The organism is Caballeronia sp. M23-90 (genome assembly GCF_053574605.1).
The window spans coordinates 1-17,960 of the sequence record NZ_JBSIPA010000095.1 but is presented as its reverse complement, the minus strand read 5'-3'; the positions used below and the strand labels follow the sequence as shown (position 1 = coordinate 17,960).

The following is a 17,960-nucleotide window of genomic DNA, read 5'->3' as shown; positions in this document are numbered from 1 at the left end:
AGCACGCGTACCATCGACAGCCACGTGTCGCGCCTGAGGCTTGCGTTGAGCATCGAGCCGATCAACCATTTCCGCCTGCAGCCGGTGTACAAGAGCGGATATCGCCTGCTGCACCTTTATGGCGATGAAGAAGCCACGCAGCAAATGTTGCAAGAGGAAGCGGCCGCTTGAGGGTTGCTTGAGGTTCGTTTGTGGAACTTGGAAAAAGCCGTCATTGGAAAAATGACGGCTTTTTAAATGGGCCAAACGGTTAACCGGTTCATATCGATTGCAAAACGCTGCGGCGTGCCGGGTTTCATCTGCGGGTCATCGGTGGGGATGTCAAATGCAGCGCCCCGGATCTTCAGTCGCGCGTAGCGCTCGCCGCGACGCAATTCGATGCTTTCCACAATGCCCTCGAACGCGCCCGTTTGATCTCGTGTGATCGCCGACGCCGGAAGTCGCCACATGACGTTGCGTCCCATTGCGCTATCTTGCGCAATGCTCAAACGTAACGATCCACCCAGTTCGACCACGCCCGGTTCAACGAGCACGCCTTGTCCGACGTTGTGCAGACCCAGCAATTGCGCCGCGCGCAGCGTTGCCGGCCGCTCGAACACGTCGCTCACGGACCCCGCCTGAAGCACGCGGCCTTGTTCGATCAGGAGGACTTCATCGGCGAGAAAGGCAGCTTCATCGGGATCATGCGTAACGATCACCGTCACCGCCGATATCTCCTTTTGCAGCTCGCGCAGGGACTGCTGAAGACGCCGGCGGCGCGGGGTATCGAGGGCGGCGAAGGGTTCATCGAAGAGCAGAAGCTGACTGTGTTGCGTCAGCGCGCGAGCAAGCGCCACGCGTTGGCGCTGACCGAACGACAGCTCCTGCGGCAAGCGTTGAAGCAGGCTTGAAAGTCCAAGCTGCTCGACCCATTGCCACGCGCTGGCGGCATCTGCGCTCAAGGGAAACGCGAGTTGCTGCGCGACCGTCATGTGCGGAAAGAGGCCATAGTCTTGTGGCATATAACCAATCTTGCGTGCCTCGGGCGGAAGGCCCGTCAACGACGCATCTCCCAGCGACACCATCGCTGTTCGTCCGGTTTCAAGTCCGGCGATGAGGCGCAAGGTCATCGACTTGCCTGAACCCGACGTTCCGATGATCGCAAGACGCCGTGTTTGCGGCGCCCATTTGATATCGAGATCGAAGCTGCCCAACTGTTTTTTCAATACGATGCTCAAACGGCGGTCGTCGGTATCGATTGCGGCATGTGATTGTGAAAGGTCATTGGTATCGTCTGCATTGACGAATTCCACGCTCGACGTACCGCGCCCGTTGCGGCTATAGATCGACAGTGCCGCGCACACAATGGCGATTGCAAGCGTAGGCAAAAGCAACGGCATCATGGCAGGCAGGCCCTGTCCGCCGAAGACTACGTACGTGTACACCGGCAGCGAATACGGGTGATACGCGACCATCACGGTCGCCCCGAATTCTCCGAACGCGCGCAACCAAGCAAGTGCAAGACCGGCGCTGATCGCGGGCCAGGCAACCGGCAGCGTCACACGAAAAAAGCGGCTGCCCGCGCGGTGCCCGAGCGTCGCGGCCACGTCTTCGAACATAGGGTCGACTGCGGCAAACGCCGAGCGTGCCGCAATGATCAAAAACGGCGCGGCGACAAACGTCTCCGCGAGCACGATGCCCGCAAACGAGTCGGTCAGCTTGCCGCCGGTCAGTTGCCCGATCCAGCTATAGGGGCCGAGCAAAAACAGCAGCAATACGCCACTGGTCAGCGGCGGCAACGCAAGCGGCAACTGCACGATAAAACCAAGCAACGCCGAACGCTTCGAAGTGGATCGTGCGAGCAGATACCCCAACGGCACGCCGCCGATCAGGATGACAAGCGACGCGACGCTCGCGCTTCCCGCCGATACCGCGACTGCCGAAAGCGTCGAGCGCCAGTCGACACCCTGCCAGTCCGCGGCGCCGATCTGCGGAATGCCGGCGAGGAACGGCGCGCATAGATAGACCGCGAGCAGCGCTGCGAGCCACGACAAAGGTCGCGCAGCGACGCGCCTCATTGCGTCGCGTCGATCACAGCCTGGAGCGACGGCGGCATGGCCTGCGCGTTACCTGTGACAGCGGGCTTGATGACATCGACGCCATGTTCCTTCAGCAACTCGCGTCCCTTTGCACTCAGCAGGAAGTCGACGAAACGCGTGGCGCCTGTTGAATTTGGCGCGTCGCCCAGGATGGCGAGCGTGTAGCTCGCCTTGGCCTGCAATTCAGGCGCGGGACGAATGGATGGAATCTTCAGGTCCGACGTTTCGGTCGAATAGAAGAAACCTGCATCGAGTTGTCCGGATTGCAGACGTCCGACAAGCGTTTCTTCAGGCAAGACCTGCTCCGGATTCTCGGCGGCGCCAAGGGTTTTCTCGACCAGATCAGGCTGGTGATAAAGGCCGGCCGCCTTCGTCACCGTTTCGACTGTGAACGCGCCCTTCGGATCCAGCTTGGGATCGGTGCGGCCAATCTTGATGCCCGGTTCCTGCAGAACCTGATCCCAGCGCTTGGTCTTGAATTCGCCCGCGAACTTGCTGCGCGGGTTATAGCCGATCATTAACGGCGATTCGGCGAAGGTCACATACCACGCGACATGATCGCCATTGGCCGCGCCCATCAAACCCGTGTTGACCTTCGGGCTTGCGCTGATGAACACATCACCGCGACGCAGTTTGCCCTTGATCTCGTTGGCAATCTTGTTTGAACCCGCCGCGTAGCCCTGGAAATGAAGACCGGTTTCCTTCTCGAACGCAGGACCGACACTGCGCTCCATCAGGTTCACGAGCGAGCCTGCATACAGGACGTTGACGACGTTGTCGTCGGCTACTGCGGCGTGCGCGAACATCGCGCCGGCCATCACTGCAACAGACACCATTGCCTTACGGATCATCTTGTTCTCCACGGTTTTCCGATTCTGGTTGAAAGGTACCAAGGGGTAATAAAGGGCGTAATAAAGGGCGCTATATTACGCTGAGACATACGGAGTTCGCTAACCCGATCATCACGTCGAAAGGCGGTTTTTCACGGCAATTTGACTCGCTTCCGCCCTGTTGCGCAGGTAAACTTCTGGCTTGCCTGCGAACCGGCAATCACACTACAACGTGCGTTCTTGCCTTGCGGCCGTTCATGCCCGCCTGAGGACGCCGCAACCGGAGATAAAAATGCGTACAAGCGCCCGAAATCAATTTGTGGGTGAAGTGGTGGATGTCAAACACGGCGCCGTGAACGACGAAATCGTGCTGCGCGCCAACGACGGCCTCGAGATTGTCTCGGTGATTACGCATGGCAGCGCGACGTCCCTGGGTCTTGCGGCCGGTAAGGCTGCGTTTGCGTTGGTCAAGGCGTCGTCGGTCATCGTGATGGTCGACGTGGCCAACAGCCAGACGTCGGCGCGAAACAGCTTTGCCGGTACGATCTCAGCGGTCACGCTGGGCGCCGTGAATACGGAAGTCGTCATTACCGTAGCGGGCGGCGCGCAGATCGCGGCGATCGTCACGAATGAAAGTGCTCAACGTCTTGCGCTCGCGACCGGCAAGGTGGCTACGGCGATCTTCAAGGCGTCGAGCGTGATCATCGGCGTGGATGATTAAGTCAGATCAGTTAGTGGCAGCGGCCTGGTTCAGCGGAATGATCCTCAAAGTGCTGGCGCTGCTTGCTCCTTTTGCACGGTCCACGACGTAAAGCGAACGGTGCAAAGGGTCGATTGCCACACCGCGCGCATCGTCGAAACCGTTTGCGACTTCAGTCACCGTGTTGTCAGGCGTGATCCGGCATACCGCGGTTGCGTTGCATTTTGTGTAGAGCGCACCGCTTGTATCAATGGCAAGCAGATCCGGACCGTTGATCTTCACCACTTGCGTCTTGAGGCCGCCCGCTTGCGAATGATCCAGCAATCCGGCAAGGCTGGTCTTGAGAATCATGTTGTTCCCCTGGTCCGAAATCGATACCGCATCGCCTCGCACGACAATTCCCACAGGTTTCGCCAACCCGGACAGCACGTTGTGTTCGGATGCCGCGTGCGTGGATTCGTCGTAAGTGATCAGGCTTACGCCGCCCGTTGCGGGCGCGCTCCCCTCCTTGACGAACCATGTTGAAAGCAATCTCCCCGGGCCGATAACGGCCAGTCCCAACCGGCGCCGTGCAGGATCGATCCCCGAAAGCATTGCCACTGATTTGTTCGCGCCGACCTCCATTACGGCGCCGGACGTACCAAAACCAAAGCGTTCAATCAACAATGTGCCCTTGGTCGAGAACGTCACCTGACTGAGCGCATTGGGTTGTCCCGCGACTGGCGCAATGACTGCAAACGGCACAAAGGTCTTGCCATCCGTCGATACAAGCACGCTGTTGGTTTTATCGTCGGTTATGAAAATGCGGCTATCGGCTTGAGCAATAGCAATGCCGTTAGGGCGCGCATCGAGCGTTATTCGCTGAGGCGCGCTTGCGATTTGCGCAGACCCGCAACCCGCAAGCGATAACGCCACCGACACCGACAACGCACAGAAAGCGATGCGCGGAAGGCTCACAAGACGCGCGGTCAGATATGAAAAAACCATGTTGGTTCTCGTTGCGACGGGGCACTCAATATAACGCTTAAGTCCCGGTTGTTCCCGGCCGCACGCGCATATGCGAAAAGCGGTATGTCCAACATGGTTCACGCGCATGTCAGCATCGCTTTTCGACGTCGTAATATTCCCGTGGATATAATGACGTACCAGTTTTCTGCAACCGGTCCCTGGAGGACACAAGATGAGTGATGCCAACGCTCAGGCACTCTTAGTCGAGGACGCCAAGACTGTCGTTTCGCTGGAGGGCGATTTCTTGCGTCCCTTGACGGTCGACCTCGCGGAATTCAGGGAACAACCTGCGGTTGTCTCCGATCCCTTCGACCTTCGCTGCTATACGACCAACCGTTTTATTCGAAGCGTGGATACGTACCGTGGCGTGCTGTTGAAGGATCTGATTCTGAGAGCGGGCTTGCAACCCGAGCCGGCAGGACAATTCAAGCGAACAGTTTTTATCGCCGTGGCGCAGGACGGGTACGCCGTGATTTTCTCGTGGCACGAGTTGTTCAATACGCCCGTAGGAGAGCGCGTGATCGTGGCTTATGAGTGTGGTGGCCGGACGATCACCAGCGAGGAGGGCGCGCCTATATTATTTTCCGGCGCGGATATTCTTCCAGCGCCGCGTCATGTAAAGCGGCTTGCGCGAATCGTGGCCCGCGTATTGACGGTCTAGACCACACTAAGCAATTGACTGCGAGCGCCGCGTGCAGCGCTCGCCTTCAATGCTTAATCAGAACTTGTGGCGCAAGCCGATACGAACCGCTACCTGGTTGTTCGCGCCCGTCCCCGAGTTGCCGAGGAAGCTGGAACTCGAACCAATTTCCGCCTGCACCGGAACGTTACGGCCATTGACCGTGTTGCTGCCAGACGCCTTCTGGTAAGCCACGATTCCGTAGACATCGGTACGCTTTGAGAACGCGTAGTCCAGCACGCTGTTGACCTGATGCCACTTGCCTTCGAAGTGGTCATCGAGCTTCGAGAACGTGTAGCCCAGGCCCGCGCTCAATGCCGGTGTGAATGCGTACTTTCCGCCCAGTTCATAGTTGTTCAGCTTCGACTCTGCGCCGGTGATCGGCTCGAACCTGGTGTGGGTCCAGAGGCCCCAGACCGTGCCGGCGCCAATCATGTAGCGCGCGCCGACGCCAAAGGTTTCGAGGTCACGCAAGCCGCCCGTGTTCACGTTGGCGATGCTTACGCTGAATGCAGGCGTGGCGCCATTCGGGAAGCGGATGTTCGTGTAGGCTGCGCCAATGCCGAACGGGCCTTGCGCATAGTTCACACCCGCGCTGACCGTGCTCGACGAACCTTGCGTGGTCGTGGTGCCGGCGGTCGTGGTCGGCGAACCGGCGAACGATCCCGCCTGGTTCGAGAAGCCGTACAAGGCGCCGAAGGTCAGGCCCGAGAAACCGGCGCTGCTGAACTTGATCGAGTTGTTGATACGGCTGGACGTGAGCTGGTCCAGGTCGTTGATGTGGTATGCGTAGTTGCCGGCGGGCGTCTGGCCGCCCATTGAATAGTTGCCGCCGAGGTAATCGGTCGAAAACGAATACTGACGGCCGAGCGTCACCGAGCCAATCCCTTTCTTCGCTATGCCCACATACGCCTGACGGCCGAACAGCGCCCCGCCCTGACCCAGGGTGCCGTCGCCGGAGCTGAAGCCGCTTTCCAACGTGAAGATGGCTTGCAGGCCGCCACCCAGGTCTTCTGCACCGCGCAGGCCCCAGCGGCTTCCTTGGGCAACGCCGTCGCCATAGCGGATCAAATGGTCGTGTCCGGTGGCCGTTGCTGCATTGCTGACATAGCTCACACCGGCGTCGATCAAACCATAAAGCGTCACGCTGCTTTGTGCATGTGCGACTACGCCGAACGTACTCAATGCGGCCGCCGCCACGATCTTCATTTTCATTGATCTTTCCTGGTTTTGTATTAGGTCGATGCTGCTAAGGTGTGCAGCGATCAGGCTTTTATTGCAGGTGTATTTCGATTGCGAAATATCGACCGGAATATAACGATACGTCAGCATTTGGTAAACGTGATTTTCGAATTTGTATGGTTCCTGACACAATGGCTTGACGACATCTGCGGCGTGGCATACTGGTCGCCCACGCGGTTCGACTCATGCTTGATGCTCATCAATGGCACGTCCTGGCCCAATGCACAGAACCCGCGCTGACCTGATTGCGGCGTCGGCAAATCCGCATTCCTCTGACACCGTTTTATTCGCCACGCTGCTTTGTGCGCACGATGAACCGCATCTGCTGGGGTTATCGCGCGAGCAAACGGCTTGGCTCTACACACGGCATTTCGGTGGGCTGGCGGCACCCATTGCCAAGGTAGGGATTCAATCAGAAGAGAACGCGGCGTTCGTTGAAACGCTTAGCCGTTTTTTGCTAAGTCATAGTGCCGATTCCGCCGATACGACGAACGCGCAGTGTGTAGCGACGATCATCGCGCATGCGTGCTTGCGGCCCGATCATTTATGGCGTGACCTGGGCCTTGGCGGGCGTGATGAAGTCACTGCAATGCTTGGCCGATATTTTCCAGCGCTCGCAATGCGCAATACCGACGGAACGCGATGGAAGAAATTCCTGGCTCGAGAGCTCGCGCTGTCGATGGGCATGGCGCCGCAACCCGCACCCGGATGTCCCGGCTGCGAAGATTTCGGCTTTTGTTTTGGTCCCGGGACATAGCGCGGGGGACATCTCGTCCAGCCGGCCTGCATAAGCCTCGGTCCGCGTCGCTCGTGTATGCTTTCGCGCATGGCCAAATCCACGAAAGCCCCGACCCCATCCGCATCGAATCAACCCGAGGTGCGTTTTCGCATGCGCATCCGGCAGGCGGATGCCGTTGCGATCGGACCGGGGAAAATCGATCTGCTCGAAGCCGTGCGGGAACACGGTTCCATTTCGGCCGCTGCGCGAAGTCTGAACATGTCATACAGGCGGGCGTGGCTGCTTATCGATGAGTTGAACCGGACGCTGAAGACGCCGGCGACGTCGTCGGAGACAGGTGGCTCGTCAGGTGGCGGGTGTGTGCTGACGCCGGTCGGCGAAAAGATCGTGCGGTTGTATCGGGAGATTGAAGAAGAAGCGGCAAGGAGTTGCTCGCCGCAGATTTCCGCGCTGACCCGGATGATGAAGCGCTAAGATTCGATTGCGCCGGCTTAGCCGTGCCGCAGGCAAAAGTGCGAGGCCGGGGGTTGCGAAGCTGTGCGCCTTAGCCGCGCCATCAATTCCATGAAGCTCGCGACGCTCGCGGTTCTCACCGGATGGTAATCGACTTGATGCCGATCACACACGCGCTTAAGCAGATTCATGGAATCGTGATCGATGCAATCCACCGGAAATACCACGATATCCGCACGTGGCAACGCAGCGGCAAACATGCCCTTGCGATCCTCTATGCCGCCGTCGTGCACGACAAAATCCCCGCCTGCCGATTCGACCAGTTGCCTCAGCGCGGCGTTCGATCCCGGCCGGCCACCTACATACACCACGCGCTTGCCTGCGAGATTTTCGAGGTCCGCACTGCGCGATCCTGCTTCATCTCCCTGGGTGAGCATCGCTTGCTCGAGCGCGCTGCATTCGGCCTGCACGATGTTGAGCGTTGCAATGGTGTCGTCAAGGCGCGCGCTCAACGTACGTGCATGGTTCTGCTCGTTGATCGCGCGCCGTTCCGCGGCTTCCCGGCGGCTGGTGTGAATTGCCAGGCGCTCGTCGCGAGCATCAAGCGCGTCGCGAAGCATCAGGACTTCAGCTTCGAGACTGCCCTCCGATATATCCGGCGCACGCTGCGCCTTCGCCGACATCTCCGCGAGTTGTCCGGTCAGCTCACGTATGGTTGCATCGCGCTCGGTGCCGAGTTCAAGCAGCTTGCCTTGCTGACGCTCGATCTTGTCCTTGAGCGCCGCATTTTCTTCCTCTAACGCGACCAACCGGCGAATGTCCGCGCGGTTAGCCGCGCCGACCAAATGCGACAGCATATGCAGGTCGCCGAACGCAACCTGCCGCACGCTCATGACGGCTTGCGGATGCGTCATCAGCGCCCAGTATGCGGGCGGGATGTCGCCGCTTTTGAGCGCTTCTTTCCACAGCGTCAACAATGCTTCAGGACTTTTGGCCGTTTCAAAGCGCCGCACCGCGCCCGAATAACGCACATCGAGTGCCTTTTGCAAGGCCTTGGCGCCCTGGCCGCCTTCTATGGCGAGTTCCACCGCCGCATGATGAATTTCCAGGTCGGTTGCGTGCTGCTTGTCGAGATCGGTGAATTTGGGAACGAGCTTCCTGAGTTCACTCGTGCTCAGGCAGGTTCCAATAATCGAGCAATGCAGGTGCGAATCCAGGTCCACCAGCCGCGCGCGACGGGTCGCGCTGCGAAGCTCCGCCTCGGAGGGCGCGCAGCATGCATCGGCCGATAGACGCTTGTAAGCGCCCGCGCTGCTGGCGAATTCACTCGAGGGCGCACGGGCGAGGCCCGTCAGGGCGGAGCGGAAAGGGGGAACGGATTGCACATTCACCTCGAAACGATCTGAATTTCAAGCGGCAGGACATTAAAGCTGCACAAAACGGCACAAGGATTGTCCGGCGCATGGATACCGAAATATACCATCGAATATAACGGAGCAAATTCGAACCCCTGTGCCGGGCTTGCCGCTAGACGGATGCGCCGGTATTGGCGCGGTCGCGATAATGCTGCTCCAGCACGTGCTCGACGCATAGGCCAACGAAGGTCGCGTCCAGCCGTTGAAAGCCGCGCGCAACGCGCTGCAAACCCTCGGTTCCGCTTCCCGGCGTGACCTGGAAGACCAGGTCACGTTGTTGTTCCGCCGAGCGCGCCGTGTCTATGGCAAGGCGCAGATCATCGATCCGCACGAAACCCAGAGCGCGCGCGTGATCATAGAGCGACGTCAAGAGTTCGCCCAGCGACTGTCCGGTAGTCGCCTCGAGCGAGCGCGCATCGCCCAGCAAATCTTCGAGCATCAATACAAAACGGGCGACGCTTGCATGAAGGTTCCGGAACGCATCGACAACTTCGCGGATCGCTGCCGTATGTCCGGGATCGCGCGCGGTGTTGAGCGGCGTGATTGCGCCCGACGAACCAGACGCGATTGAAGTCGACGCTGCGATGCGAGGTGTACTTGCCTGCTGCCCGGACATCGGGAACTCCTTGTAATGCTTTCAATAGCTGTTTTCGGCTGCCGTGTGGACAATCTTCGGCGTAAGCGAATAGTACCGTGATATACAGAAAAATATAACGAACGCGACAATTCTGCGTTGCTCGGTGGTTTTTCCGGCGCTTGGAGGAGGAGGGCGACGCGTGGAATGGCTTCGTGATGTAGCCGGATCGATGTGCGACTGGCGCGGAGAAAATGTCAGGCAAGCGCTGGATCTTGCCCGACCGCAAAACGTATTTGCGAGTTGGCTTTAGTAAGCCGGCAAGACCGGGCGTGTCTCGATCGAATGCCTGATCAACGACTCGACCTGGCGCCGTTCGTCGCCTGCCAGCGGCAAGCGCGGCGGGCGGACTGGTTCGGTGCCAAGGCCGACCATCGCTTCGGCAAGCTTGATGTTCTGCACGAGCTTCGTGGAGACATCGAGCGCGAGCATGGGCGCGAACCAGCGGTAGATCGTGCGCGCTTCGTCCAGGCGGCCGGCTTTAAGCAGCTTGAAAATGGCGACGGTCTCCTGCGGAAATGCGCAGACGAGCCCCGCGACCCAACCATGCGCGCCCATCAGGACGGCTTCCATTGCGAGGTTATCGACGCCACAAAAGAGCGCGTATCGATCGCCGACCACATTGATAAGGTCGGTGAACCGCCGCACGTCCCCGGCCGATTCCTTGATTGCGACGAACTTCTTTTCGTCCGCGAGCTCGGCGAACATGTCGGGCGTCACGTCCACGCCGTATGCAAGCGGGTTGTTGTAGACCATGATCGGCAGCGGGCTTGCGCTCGCAACCACACGATAATGATTCAGCGTCTCGCGACGATCCGATACATAACGCAGCCCCGGCAAGACCATATAACCCGCGGCGCCGTGCTTCACGCCGAGTTCGGCCTGACGGCAGCCGTCGAGCGTGCTGTTCTCCGCGATGGTCAGCAGCACGGGCACGCGGCCCTGGGCGGCATCGACGGCGATGTCGAGCACGTCCAGCTTTTCGTCGAGCGAGAGCGTGGACGCTTCCCCCAGCGACCCGCAGACAATGATGCCGTCTACGCCTGCGCTGATCTGCGCTTCGATATTCTTACCGGTCCACTCGCGGTCTATGCTGAAATCCGCATTGAACTTGGTTGTAACGGCCGGCATGACGCCTTCCCAGATATGTGCCACGGCAGTGCTCCTGACAATAGTGAATGGAATAGAGTCTAAGCATTGCTGGACGGTTGGTCTTGCATCAATCACGCAGGCTGGATGCCGATTTCGGCATAGCGAATTTCCTGGCTATGCCGCAAGACACCGCGATCAGACAAGCGCCGCGGCACTAGCCTGACTATGCTGAAATCGGCATTGAACGTGCCTAGTGCCACCAAGACGCAACGCGCCCCGATTCCTACGATGACAGCATGAAAACCCTGAACTTCATCGACTCGCATACCGGTGGCGAACCGACGCGCCTTGTCATATCCGGAGGCCCGGATCTTGGCACCGGGACGCTGACCCGTCGCCTCGACAATTTGCGCGAACAGCACGACGACTGGCGCGCAGGCGTCGTCACTGAGCCGCGCGGTTCTGACGTCATCGTGGGCGCGTTGTTGTGCGAGCCGGATGATCCCGAGTGCGCGGCGGCGGTCATCTTTTTCAATAACGTCGGTTATCTCGGCATGTGTGGTCACGGGACCATAGGATTCGTTGTATCGCTCGCTCATCTCGGGAGGATCCAGGCGGGATTGCACAAGATCCAGACGCCGGCAGGCGTCGTGGAGGCAACGCTCAATGAAGACGGCAGCGTGAGCGTTCGCAACGTCCCTGCATACCGGTATCGACATGCGGTCACCGTCGATGTCCCGGGTCACGGACCGCTCACTGGCGACGTCGCCTGGGGCGGCAACTGGTTTTTCCTCGCGGCGGACCATGGTCAGGAACTCGCCACAAGCAACATCGCTCGTCTGACCGTGTTCACGGATGCCGTGCGCGATGCGCTGCAGGCGCAGAACATTACGGGCGCACACGGCGCGCTGATCGATCACATCGAATTGTTTGCAGACTCGCCGCATGCGGGCATCGACAGCCGCAACTTCGTCCTGTGCCCGGGCAGCGCTTACGATCGTTCGCCGTGCGGCACCGGCACGAGCGCCAAAGTTGCGTGCCTTGCGGACGACGGCCAGCTTGCCGAGGGCGAGATATGGCGCCAGGAAAGTATTATCGGCAGCGTGTTCGATGCCAGTTATCAGCGCGCCCACGTTGAAGGTAAAACCGTGGTGATTCCGGTCATCACCGGCCGCGCGCACATCATGGCGGAAGGCCGCCTGTGTTTCGAAAGTACCGATCCGTTCGCCCGGGGAATCAAGGCCCTATGAGCGGTGGCTTCGAACCGCCTGCGGTCAGCACCAATTTTGGCGCGTGCGCGCCGCCTCTATAATCGGGCGCAGCGCAGTGCGCTCCAGGTCGATCAGTGGCCGAACGCGCCACTCGCGGACATCGACGACGCCAGCGAGACGCGAATGATCACTACGACGGACCGTCCGGCGCCGCGCGCGCATGAACCCAGGAGCAGCCAGGCTGGCCCGCAGGCGGCGCTGCAAACTCCTGCGGGCGCGTCGACGCTCGATTCCATGCTCGAGCATTTCAGGCTGCTTGAGCCCGTCTTCGACGCAATGCCCGACATCGTGTTCTTCATCAAGGATGAAGACGCGCGTTATGCGCTCGTGAACCGCGCGCTGGCATCGCGATGCGGCCTGAAAGACAAGTCCGGGTTGCTGGGCAAGACTGCGGAAGAAGTGTTCCCGCAGCGCTTTGGGCGCATCTATACGGCGCAGGATCGGTCCGTCATTGCGCAAGGCAATGCAATGATCGATCAGCTCGAACTGCATCTCTATCCGGCACGACAGCCGGGATGGTGCATGACATCGAAACAGCCGCTGCACGATGCACACAGCAACGTGGTCGGTCTTGCGGGCATCTCACGCGACCTTCAGGCCGATGAAAGCACGCATCCCGCCTATAGCCGGCTTGCCGCCGTGGTCCAGCACATCCAGTGCAATTTCGTGCAGCCGCTGAACATGCCGCATCTCGCGGCCATGGCGAACATGTCCATCGCGCAACTCGAGCGATATTTCCACAAGGTGTTTCATCTGACGCCGCGGCAAGTGCTGCTCAAGACGCGGCTCGATGCAGCCACGGCCCTCCTTGTCACGCACGACAAGGTAACGGACGTGGCGGCGCTGTGCGGATACACCGACCATAGCGCGTTCACGCGTCAGTTCAAGGCGACCGTGGGTCTGACGCCGACGGAATATCGAGCGGTTTTGCGCTCCCACAGTTCGGGCACGTACCCGGCTGTGAAAAGCGCGGGCGTCGCGCAGTCGAATCGATAAGTCTGACGGTTTGTTGGAAGATTGGCGCACCCAAAGTTACCTGCCTGCCGTTCAGTGCTGCGTGCTCAAAGCCACGACGCGCACCCGCGGCATTGCTGCGAACGCTTGTGCAGCATGGCTGCTGGCCCGATTGCTCATGCACTTTCTGCGGTCGGTCTGTTTTTTGCTCCATGGATGGTCGAAAGCAATGAGGCATACTGCGCCCGTTGAAAATCTTGAACCGTGCAATGTTCGACACCGGCATGCGCGGCTTACAACACGGTGCCGCATGGATCTCGCGCCGTCGTGCAGCAGTCAGCAGTCAGCCGCGATTAAGCGGACGCAGCATCGGCACCGGAATCCTGTTTGAGCTGTAAGAAAAGATAATGATGAATGAAGTAGCGAGACTGGGGCATGCCCGGATTGTGCTGGTCGAAGATGATCTGGAAAGCAGGGAATCACTGCGTATGTTGCTGGAGGAGGAAGGCGCGGATGTGGTTGCCGTTGCCGATGCCGAAGAGGGTGCCGAGACTGCCATTCGCGTACTGCCCGATGCTGTGATCTGCGACATCGACTTGCCGATGATGGATGGCTTCTACCTGATCCAACGTTTGCGCGACCACGAAATTCGAGGCAATCTGACGCCTTCGATTGCGATTGCCCTGACCGGCCACGATGGCGACGAATACCGCCTGCGAAGTATTGGCGAGGGGTTCCAGCATTTCATGACCAAGCCCGCACATCCGGACGCCTTGATCACGCTGATCCAGCAATCGCTCAGCGCGCGGATGCTGTCTTAGGCGGCTCGTACGACGGTCACGGGAGCGCATCCCATGGCCGCCGGAATCTGCCTAGGACCGGTCCCGGTTTCGCGCGCGGGTTGCGCCTGTGATGACCGCGATTCCGAGCAGGATCACATCGACGATCAGGATGGTGTGCTGTGTCACGTGCATGGCGACCAGCGCCCATGAAACCCCACCGATCAGAATCAGCCAGCCGACGAGATAAATCACCAGGGTCATTGAATTGTCCTTTGCGTGCGTGTTGGTATGAGAGCCGTAAACCGGACCATGGCCCACGCATAAAGCGGGCCTAGTGCGCTGCATGCCACAAAAAAAACCGAGGACCGGCTCGGTTTGCCGACGCCCCGTGCACGCATGCGTGTTGTATTCTTTGCGCGTTCGCGCCCGGACTCCAACCTTTACGGCCTAGCCTACATGCTCATCGTTCACCACCTCAATAATTCCCGTTCACAACGTGTGCTCTGGATGCTGGAAGAATTGGGTGTCGAATACGACATCAAGCGTTATCAACGCGATCCGAACACCATGCTGGCGCCGCCCGAACTACGCGCGGTCCATCCGCTGGGCAAGTCACCGGTCATTACCGACGATGGCCGCACGCTCGCCGAATCCGGCGCAATCCTCGCGTATCTGAACGAGCGTTATGGGGAAGGCCGCTTTGCACCGCCACACGGCATCTCGCCTGAGCGGTTGCGCTACGACTACTGGATGCATTACGCGGAAGGCTCGGCCATGCCACCTTTGCTGCTCAAGCTGGTTGCGTTGCGCATCGGCAGCGCGCCCATGCCGTTCTTCGTCAAGCCGATCGCACGCCGGATCGCCCAGACCATGCAGGACAGTTTCATCGATCCGCAGTTGAAACTGCACTTTGGTTATGTGGAAAACGAATTGTCGAAGTCCGAGTGGTTTGCGGGAGACACCTTCAGCGCCGCCGATGTCCAGATGAGCTTTCCGCTCGAAGCCGCCAGCCAGCGCGCGGGCGCCAGATCCTTGCCGCGGATATCGGCATTCCTGCAGCGCATTCACGCGCGTCCGGCTTATCAGCGAGCGCTCGAACGCGGCGGCAAATACGACTTCGCGGACTAAACGGGCAGACGGGGCAGGGCGTTCGCGCGGCTTGCGTACAATGGCCGCTGATTTCCCGAATCCGGCTTGTAGCCAGGCGGTTTCAGGGCATGCTGAAGACGCCCGTCGATCCTCCTGAACAAGCACCCGAATCCCGTATTTAGCGCGAAGGCGAAGCATGGCTCGAATCGTCCCCGACGACTGGAAAAACCTGGAAGCGACCGGCGCGGCCGTGCGCGAGCTCGACACGCTCGCATTGCTCGCAAAGCTTCCCGATGACTACACCGTGTATCACGGGGTGCACTGGACGCGCATCAACGAGGGTTTCTCCGTGTTCGGCGAAGCGGACTTCGTGGTGGTCGCGCCTTCCGGGCGGGTGCTCGTGATCGAGCAAAAGGCCGGCTTCCTGCGCGAGACGCCGGCCGGTCTGATGAAGGTCTACATGCAAAAGGAGCGCAACGTCGCCATTCAACTGGCGCGCACGCTCGAAAACCTGCACCGGCGGTTTACCGCGGCATTCGGCGCGGGCACGTATCGCATCGAAGAATTGCTTTATTGCCCGGACTATACAGTCAAGGACGTGTCCATAGCGGGCGTGCCGGAATCGCGCATTGTCGATGCCAGCCGCAAAGCGAAGCTGCCTTCGGTTGTCCTCGAGATCCTGCCGCCGGATGAACCGCGCTTCGAAGCATCGGCGCGCATCCATCATTTTCTCTCCGACGAACTCGCGCTCACGCCCGATACCAACGCGCTCGTCGGCCAGGCCGACATGCTCGTCACACGCTTGTCGGGCGGTCTGGCGACATGGGCGCGGCGCCTCGAGTTCGAGCCGTTCAGGTTACGCGTGATCGGCACGGCCGGCTCGGGCAAGACCCAGCTCGCGGTGCAGGTCATGCGCGACGCAGTTGCCAAGGGACGCAGCGTGCTCTACGTCTGCTTCAACCGGCCGCTCGCTGATCACATCCGGCTGGTGGCGCCGTCTGAAGCGCGCATCGCCAACTATCACCAGTTGAGCGCCGCCGTCACGCGCGACGCCGGCGCGCCGCCCGACTTCAGCCAGCCGAACGTCTTTACCACGCTTGAAGAACGCTTCGCGAATGTCGAGATTGCCGAGCACTGGAAGTTCGACGTGTTGATTGTCGATGAAGGCCAGGACTTTCATGCGGTCTGGGTCGATGCGCTCGCGCGTCTTCTCAAGCCCGACGGCGCATGGTGGTGGCTCGAAGATCCCATGCAGAACCTCTATTTCCGCGATCCCGTGCCGTTGCCGGGGTGGACCACGTTGCGCGAGACCACCAATTACCGCAGCCCGCGCGACCTGCTTGCTTATATCCGCCGGATCGTGGGACGCGAAGTGAGGCTCGATGCCGGCAGCCCGTTCGACGGTTCCGAAGTCATTCTGTCCACGTATGAAAACGGCCATCCCGACGAAGTGATCGAAGCGACCAAGCGCGCGATTACGCAAGCGCTGGCGCTGGGTTATCGGAAGCAGGATATTGCGGTGCTGTCGTTTCGCGGCAGGGAAGGATCGGTCCTGACGTCGCAGGAGCATCTCGGGCCGCATCGGCTGCGCAGTTTTACGGGATCTTACGATCTGTTCGGGAATCCGGAATATCGCGAGGGTGACGTGCTGCTCGAATCCATTTACCGGTTCAAGGGACAGTCGGCGCCGTGCGTGATCTTCACCGAAGTCGATTTCGATACCTTCGACGAACAGGTCGCACGGAAGTTTTTTGTCGGTGCGACGCGCGCGACCATGAAGCTGATCGTGGTGGCTTCCGAGCGCGCGGCACGCGCCTTCGACGAACAACACTGACCGGCGATGAAAAGGCTCGACCTGATTCGTTGCGTATTGCTGCTGCTGACCCTTGCATGCACGCCGCTCATGGCGAGCGCCGCGCCGGTCACGCTCGACGTGGAAGGGAAAATCAGCCGCACGAACGACCCTGACCACACCATCTACCGCATCAGCGAAGCCGAGCTGATGAAGTTGCCGCCGCACACCATCACGACATCGACAACCTGGACGCCCAAATCTGCCTTCACCGGTCCTTTGCTCGCCGACGTATTGCGTCTCGTGGGCGCGCATGGCGATCTGGTGGAGCTTCGCACGCTCGACGACTACGCCTACACCGTGAGCATCTCCGAAGCGGAGCGCTATGGTGCGATCCTCGCGTACAGCATGAACGGCACGCGTTTGAAGATCAGCAACTTCGGTCCGCTATTCCTGATCTATCCACGCGATGCCTATCCGCAGGAACTGACCGGTTCAGTGGCGGACGCGAAGTTCGTATGGCAAATCAAGGCGCTGGTCCTTAAATGATCGGTGCGTCGCTTCGCCGTCTGAAGGTTGCGTTGCTGCTCGCCGCCGCCATTGCGCCGCCGCTCGCGGGCGTGGGATATCTGCTGTATTCCACTTTGCTTGCGAACCAGAGCAACCAGCAACTCGACATGCCGTACGACGGTTTCTACTGGGACGGTGCGCAGTTCCAGATTGCCTATGGACGCCTGGGTAATCAGATATTGCTGTATCGAAGCGGTATCGACGCCAACGTCGACGAAGTCAAGCTTCGCTACGAGATCCTCGAATCGAAGCTCGCCATCGTCACGGCTTCCACAGCGATGCTTGCCGATCGCGAAGCGCTGCGCAGCAGGCAGCAGGAAATTCTCAGGCAACTCGACGCTGCGCTCGAGTCCATCGAACCGGACATCGATGCATTGAGCGCCGACAGTGCGCACACGCTGAGGGTCATCGGCGTGTTGCGGCAGAACCAGGATGCGGTGAACGAACTGGCGAACGGGCGGCGTATCGTGGACGTTGCGGAGCGCGATTACATCGTGCGTGATTTCGTGTCCAAGCGCCGTTATCTGTTCGCGGGCGGCATGCTGCTCGCGCTGCTTTCCATGGTCGCGACGGCCATGCTGCTGCTCAACGGATACCGGCGGTCGCGGCTGATTCATCAGCAACGCGCGGCA

The 17,960-nt window shown here is 59.9% G+C and carries 19 protein-coding genes and 2 pseudogenes; 13 read left to right on the top strand and 8 right to left on the bottom strand.

Annotated features, from left to right (window positions below):
* A pseudogene (locus ACRXB1_RS12405) lies at positions 1-171 on the top strand (DNA-binding response regulator); the annotation flags it as partial.
* Positions 172-233: 62 nt separating this feature from the next.
* Here the strand turns inward: ACRXB1_RS12405 and ACRXB1_RS12400 are convergent.
* Positions 234-2,057, bottom strand: a complete 1,824-nt coding sequence (locus ACRXB1_RS12400; RefSeq protein WP_449492171.1) for an ABC transporter ATP-binding protein/permease — start codon at positions 2,055-2,057, stop codon at positions 234-236.
* On the bottom strand, positions 2,054-2,929 hold the full coding sequence (locus tag ACRXB1_RS12395; protein ID WP_449492170.1) for an extracellular solute-binding protein: 876 nt from the start codon (positions 2,927-2,929) through the stop codon (positions 2,054-2,056). The genes ACRXB1_RS12400 and ACRXB1_RS12395 overlap by 4 nt, the downstream gene beginning before the upstream one ends.
* A gap of 271 nt (positions 2,930-3,200) precedes the next feature.
* On the opposite strand from ACRXB1_RS12395, the gene ACRXB1_RS12390 reads away from it, so the two are divergent.
* Positions 3,201-3,629, top strand: coding sequence for a TOBE domain-containing protein (locus ACRXB1_RS12390; protein ID WP_449492169.1), 429 nt, complete (start codon positions 3,201-3,203; stop codon positions 3,627-3,629).
* A 6-nt stretch (positions 3,630-3,635) separates the two neighbouring features.
* On the opposite strand, the gene ACRXB1_RS12385 is transcribed toward ACRXB1_RS12390, so the two are convergent.
* Positions 3,636-4,595, bottom strand: coding sequence for a hypothetical protein (locus ACRXB1_RS12385; protein ID WP_449492168.1), 960 nt, complete (start codon positions 4,593-4,595; stop codon positions 3,636-3,638).
* A gap of 193 nt (positions 4,596-4,788) precedes the next feature.
* On the opposite strand from ACRXB1_RS12385, the gene ACRXB1_RS12380 reads away from it, so the two are divergent.
* Positions 4,789-5,277 (top strand): molybdopterin-dependent oxidoreductase, encoded by a 489-nt coding sequence (locus ACRXB1_RS12380; protein ID WP_449492167.1) that lies wholly within the window; start codon positions 4,789-4,791, stop codon positions 5,275-5,277.
* 57 nt (positions 5,278-5,334) lie between these two features.
* Here the strand turns inward: ACRXB1_RS12380 and ACRXB1_RS12375 are convergent, their stop codons facing one another.
* Entirely contained in the window at positions 5,335-6,510 is a 1,176-nt protein-coding gene (locus ACRXB1_RS12375; RefSeq protein ID WP_062003260.1) for a porin, read from the bottom strand.
* Positions 6,511-6,757: 247 nt separating this feature from the next.
* On the opposite strand from ACRXB1_RS12375, the gene ACRXB1_RS12370 reads away from it, so the two are divergent.
* Both ACRXB1_RS12370 and ACRXB1_RS12365 read left to right on the top strand, forming a co-directional pair.
* Positions 6,758-7,294 carry a nitrogen fixation protein NifQ gene (locus tag ACRXB1_RS12370; RefSeq protein ID WP_449492166.1) on the top strand — a complete coding sequence of 179 codons (537 nt, stop codon included), beginning with the start codon at positions 6,758-6,760 and terminating at the stop codon, positions 7,292-7,294.
* Between the two features lie 69 nt (positions 7,295-7,363).
* The gene (locus ACRXB1_RS12365; protein WP_256701071.1) at positions 7,364-7,750 is read left to right on the top strand and encodes a winged helix-turn-helix domain-containing protein; all 387 of its coding nucleotides are present in this window, start codon (positions 7,364-7,366) and stop codon (positions 7,748-7,750) included.
* Between the two features lie 17 nt (positions 7,751-7,767).
* On the opposite strand, the gene ACRXB1_RS12360 is transcribed toward ACRXB1_RS12365, so the two are convergent.
* The 3 genes from ACRXB1_RS12360 to ACRXB1_RS12350 form a co-directional block, all read right to left on the bottom strand.
* Positions 7,768-9,114, bottom strand: coding sequence for a DUF2325 domain-containing protein (locus ACRXB1_RS12360; RefSeq protein ID WP_449492165.1), 1,347 nt, complete (start codon positions 9,112-9,114; stop codon positions 7,768-7,770).
* A gap of 142 nt (positions 9,115-9,256) precedes the next feature.
* A complete protein-coding gene (locus tag ACRXB1_RS12355) occupies positions 9,257-9,760 on the bottom strand; it encodes a hypothetical protein (protein ID WP_449492164.1) in 504 nt (167 codons plus the stop codon).
* A 267-nt stretch (positions 9,761-10,027) separates the two neighbouring features.
* Positions 10,028-10,933 carry a dihydrodipicolinate synthase family protein gene (locus ACRXB1_RS12350; protein WP_174364664.1) on the bottom strand — a complete coding sequence of 302 codons (906 nt, stop codon included), beginning with the start codon at positions 10,931-10,933 and terminating at the stop codon, positions 10,028-10,030.
* A 233-nt stretch (positions 10,934-11,166) separates the two neighbouring features.
* Between ACRXB1_RS12350 and ACRXB1_RS12345 the strand changes: the two genes are divergently transcribed.
* The 4 genes from ACRXB1_RS12345 to ACRXB1_RS12330 all read left to right on the top strand — a co-directional run bounded on the left by ACRXB1_RS12345 (position 11,167) and on the right by ACRXB1_RS12330 (position 13,916).
* Positions 11,167-12,120: a 4-hydroxyproline epimerase gene (locus ACRXB1_RS12345; RefSeq protein ID WP_449492163.1), complete on the top strand. Its 954-nt coding sequence runs from the start codon at positions 11,167-11,169 to the stop codon at positions 12,118-12,120.
* Positions 12,121-12,375: 255 nt separating this feature from the next.
* Positions 12,376-13,137: a helix-turn-helix domain-containing protein gene (locus tag ACRXB1_RS12340; protein WP_449492172.1), complete on the top strand. Its 762-nt coding sequence runs from the start codon at positions 12,376-12,378 to the stop codon at positions 13,135-13,137.
* Between the two features lie 227 nt (positions 13,138-13,364).
* Positions 13,365-13,493, top strand: a complete 129-nt coding sequence (locus ACRXB1_RS12335) for a hypothetical protein (RefSeq protein ID WP_256701070.1) — start codon at positions 13,365-13,367, stop codon at positions 13,491-13,493.
* A 9-nt stretch (positions 13,494-13,502) separates the two neighbouring features.
* A complete protein-coding gene (locus ACRXB1_RS12330; protein WP_086381144.1) occupies positions 13,503-13,916 on the top strand; it encodes a response regulator in 414 nt (137 codons plus the stop codon).
* 51 nt (positions 13,917-13,967) lie between these two features.
* Here the strand turns inward: ACRXB1_RS12330 and ACRXB1_RS12325 are convergent, their stop codons facing one another.
* On the bottom strand, positions 13,968-14,138 hold the full coding sequence (locus tag ACRXB1_RS12325; RefSeq protein ID WP_162916082.1) for a hypothetical protein: 171 nt from the start codon (positions 14,136-14,138) through the stop codon (positions 13,968-13,970).
* A 195-nt stretch (positions 14,139-14,333) separates the two neighbouring features.
* On the opposite strand from ACRXB1_RS12325, the gene ACRXB1_RS12320 reads away from it, so the two are divergent.
* The 4 genes and pseudogenes from ACRXB1_RS12320 to ACRXB1_RS12305 form a co-directional block, all read left to right on the top strand.
* Positions 14,334-15,005 carry a glutathione S-transferase family protein gene (locus tag ACRXB1_RS12320; RefSeq protein ID WP_449492162.1) on the top strand — a complete coding sequence of 224 codons (672 nt, stop codon included), beginning with the start codon at positions 14,334-14,336 and terminating at the stop codon, positions 15,003-15,005.
* Positions 15,006-15,162: 157 nt separating this feature from the next.
* Positions 15,163-16,800 (top strand): ATP-binding domain-containing protein, encoded by a 1,638-nt coding sequence (locus tag ACRXB1_RS12315; protein ID WP_449492161.1) that lies wholly within the window; start codon positions 15,163-15,165, stop codon positions 16,798-16,800.
* A 69-nt stretch (positions 16,801-16,869) separates the two neighbouring features.
* A complete protein-coding gene (locus ACRXB1_RS12310) occupies positions 16,870-17,307 on the top strand; it encodes a molybdopterin-dependent oxidoreductase (RefSeq protein WP_231941618.1) in 438 nt (145 codons plus the stop codon).
* Positions 17,304-17,960 (top strand): annotated as a pseudogene (locus tag ACRXB1_RS12305) (hybrid sensor histidine kinase/response regulator); the annotation flags it as partial. The gene ACRXB1_RS12310 and the pseudogene ACRXB1_RS12305, both read left to right, overlap by 4 nt.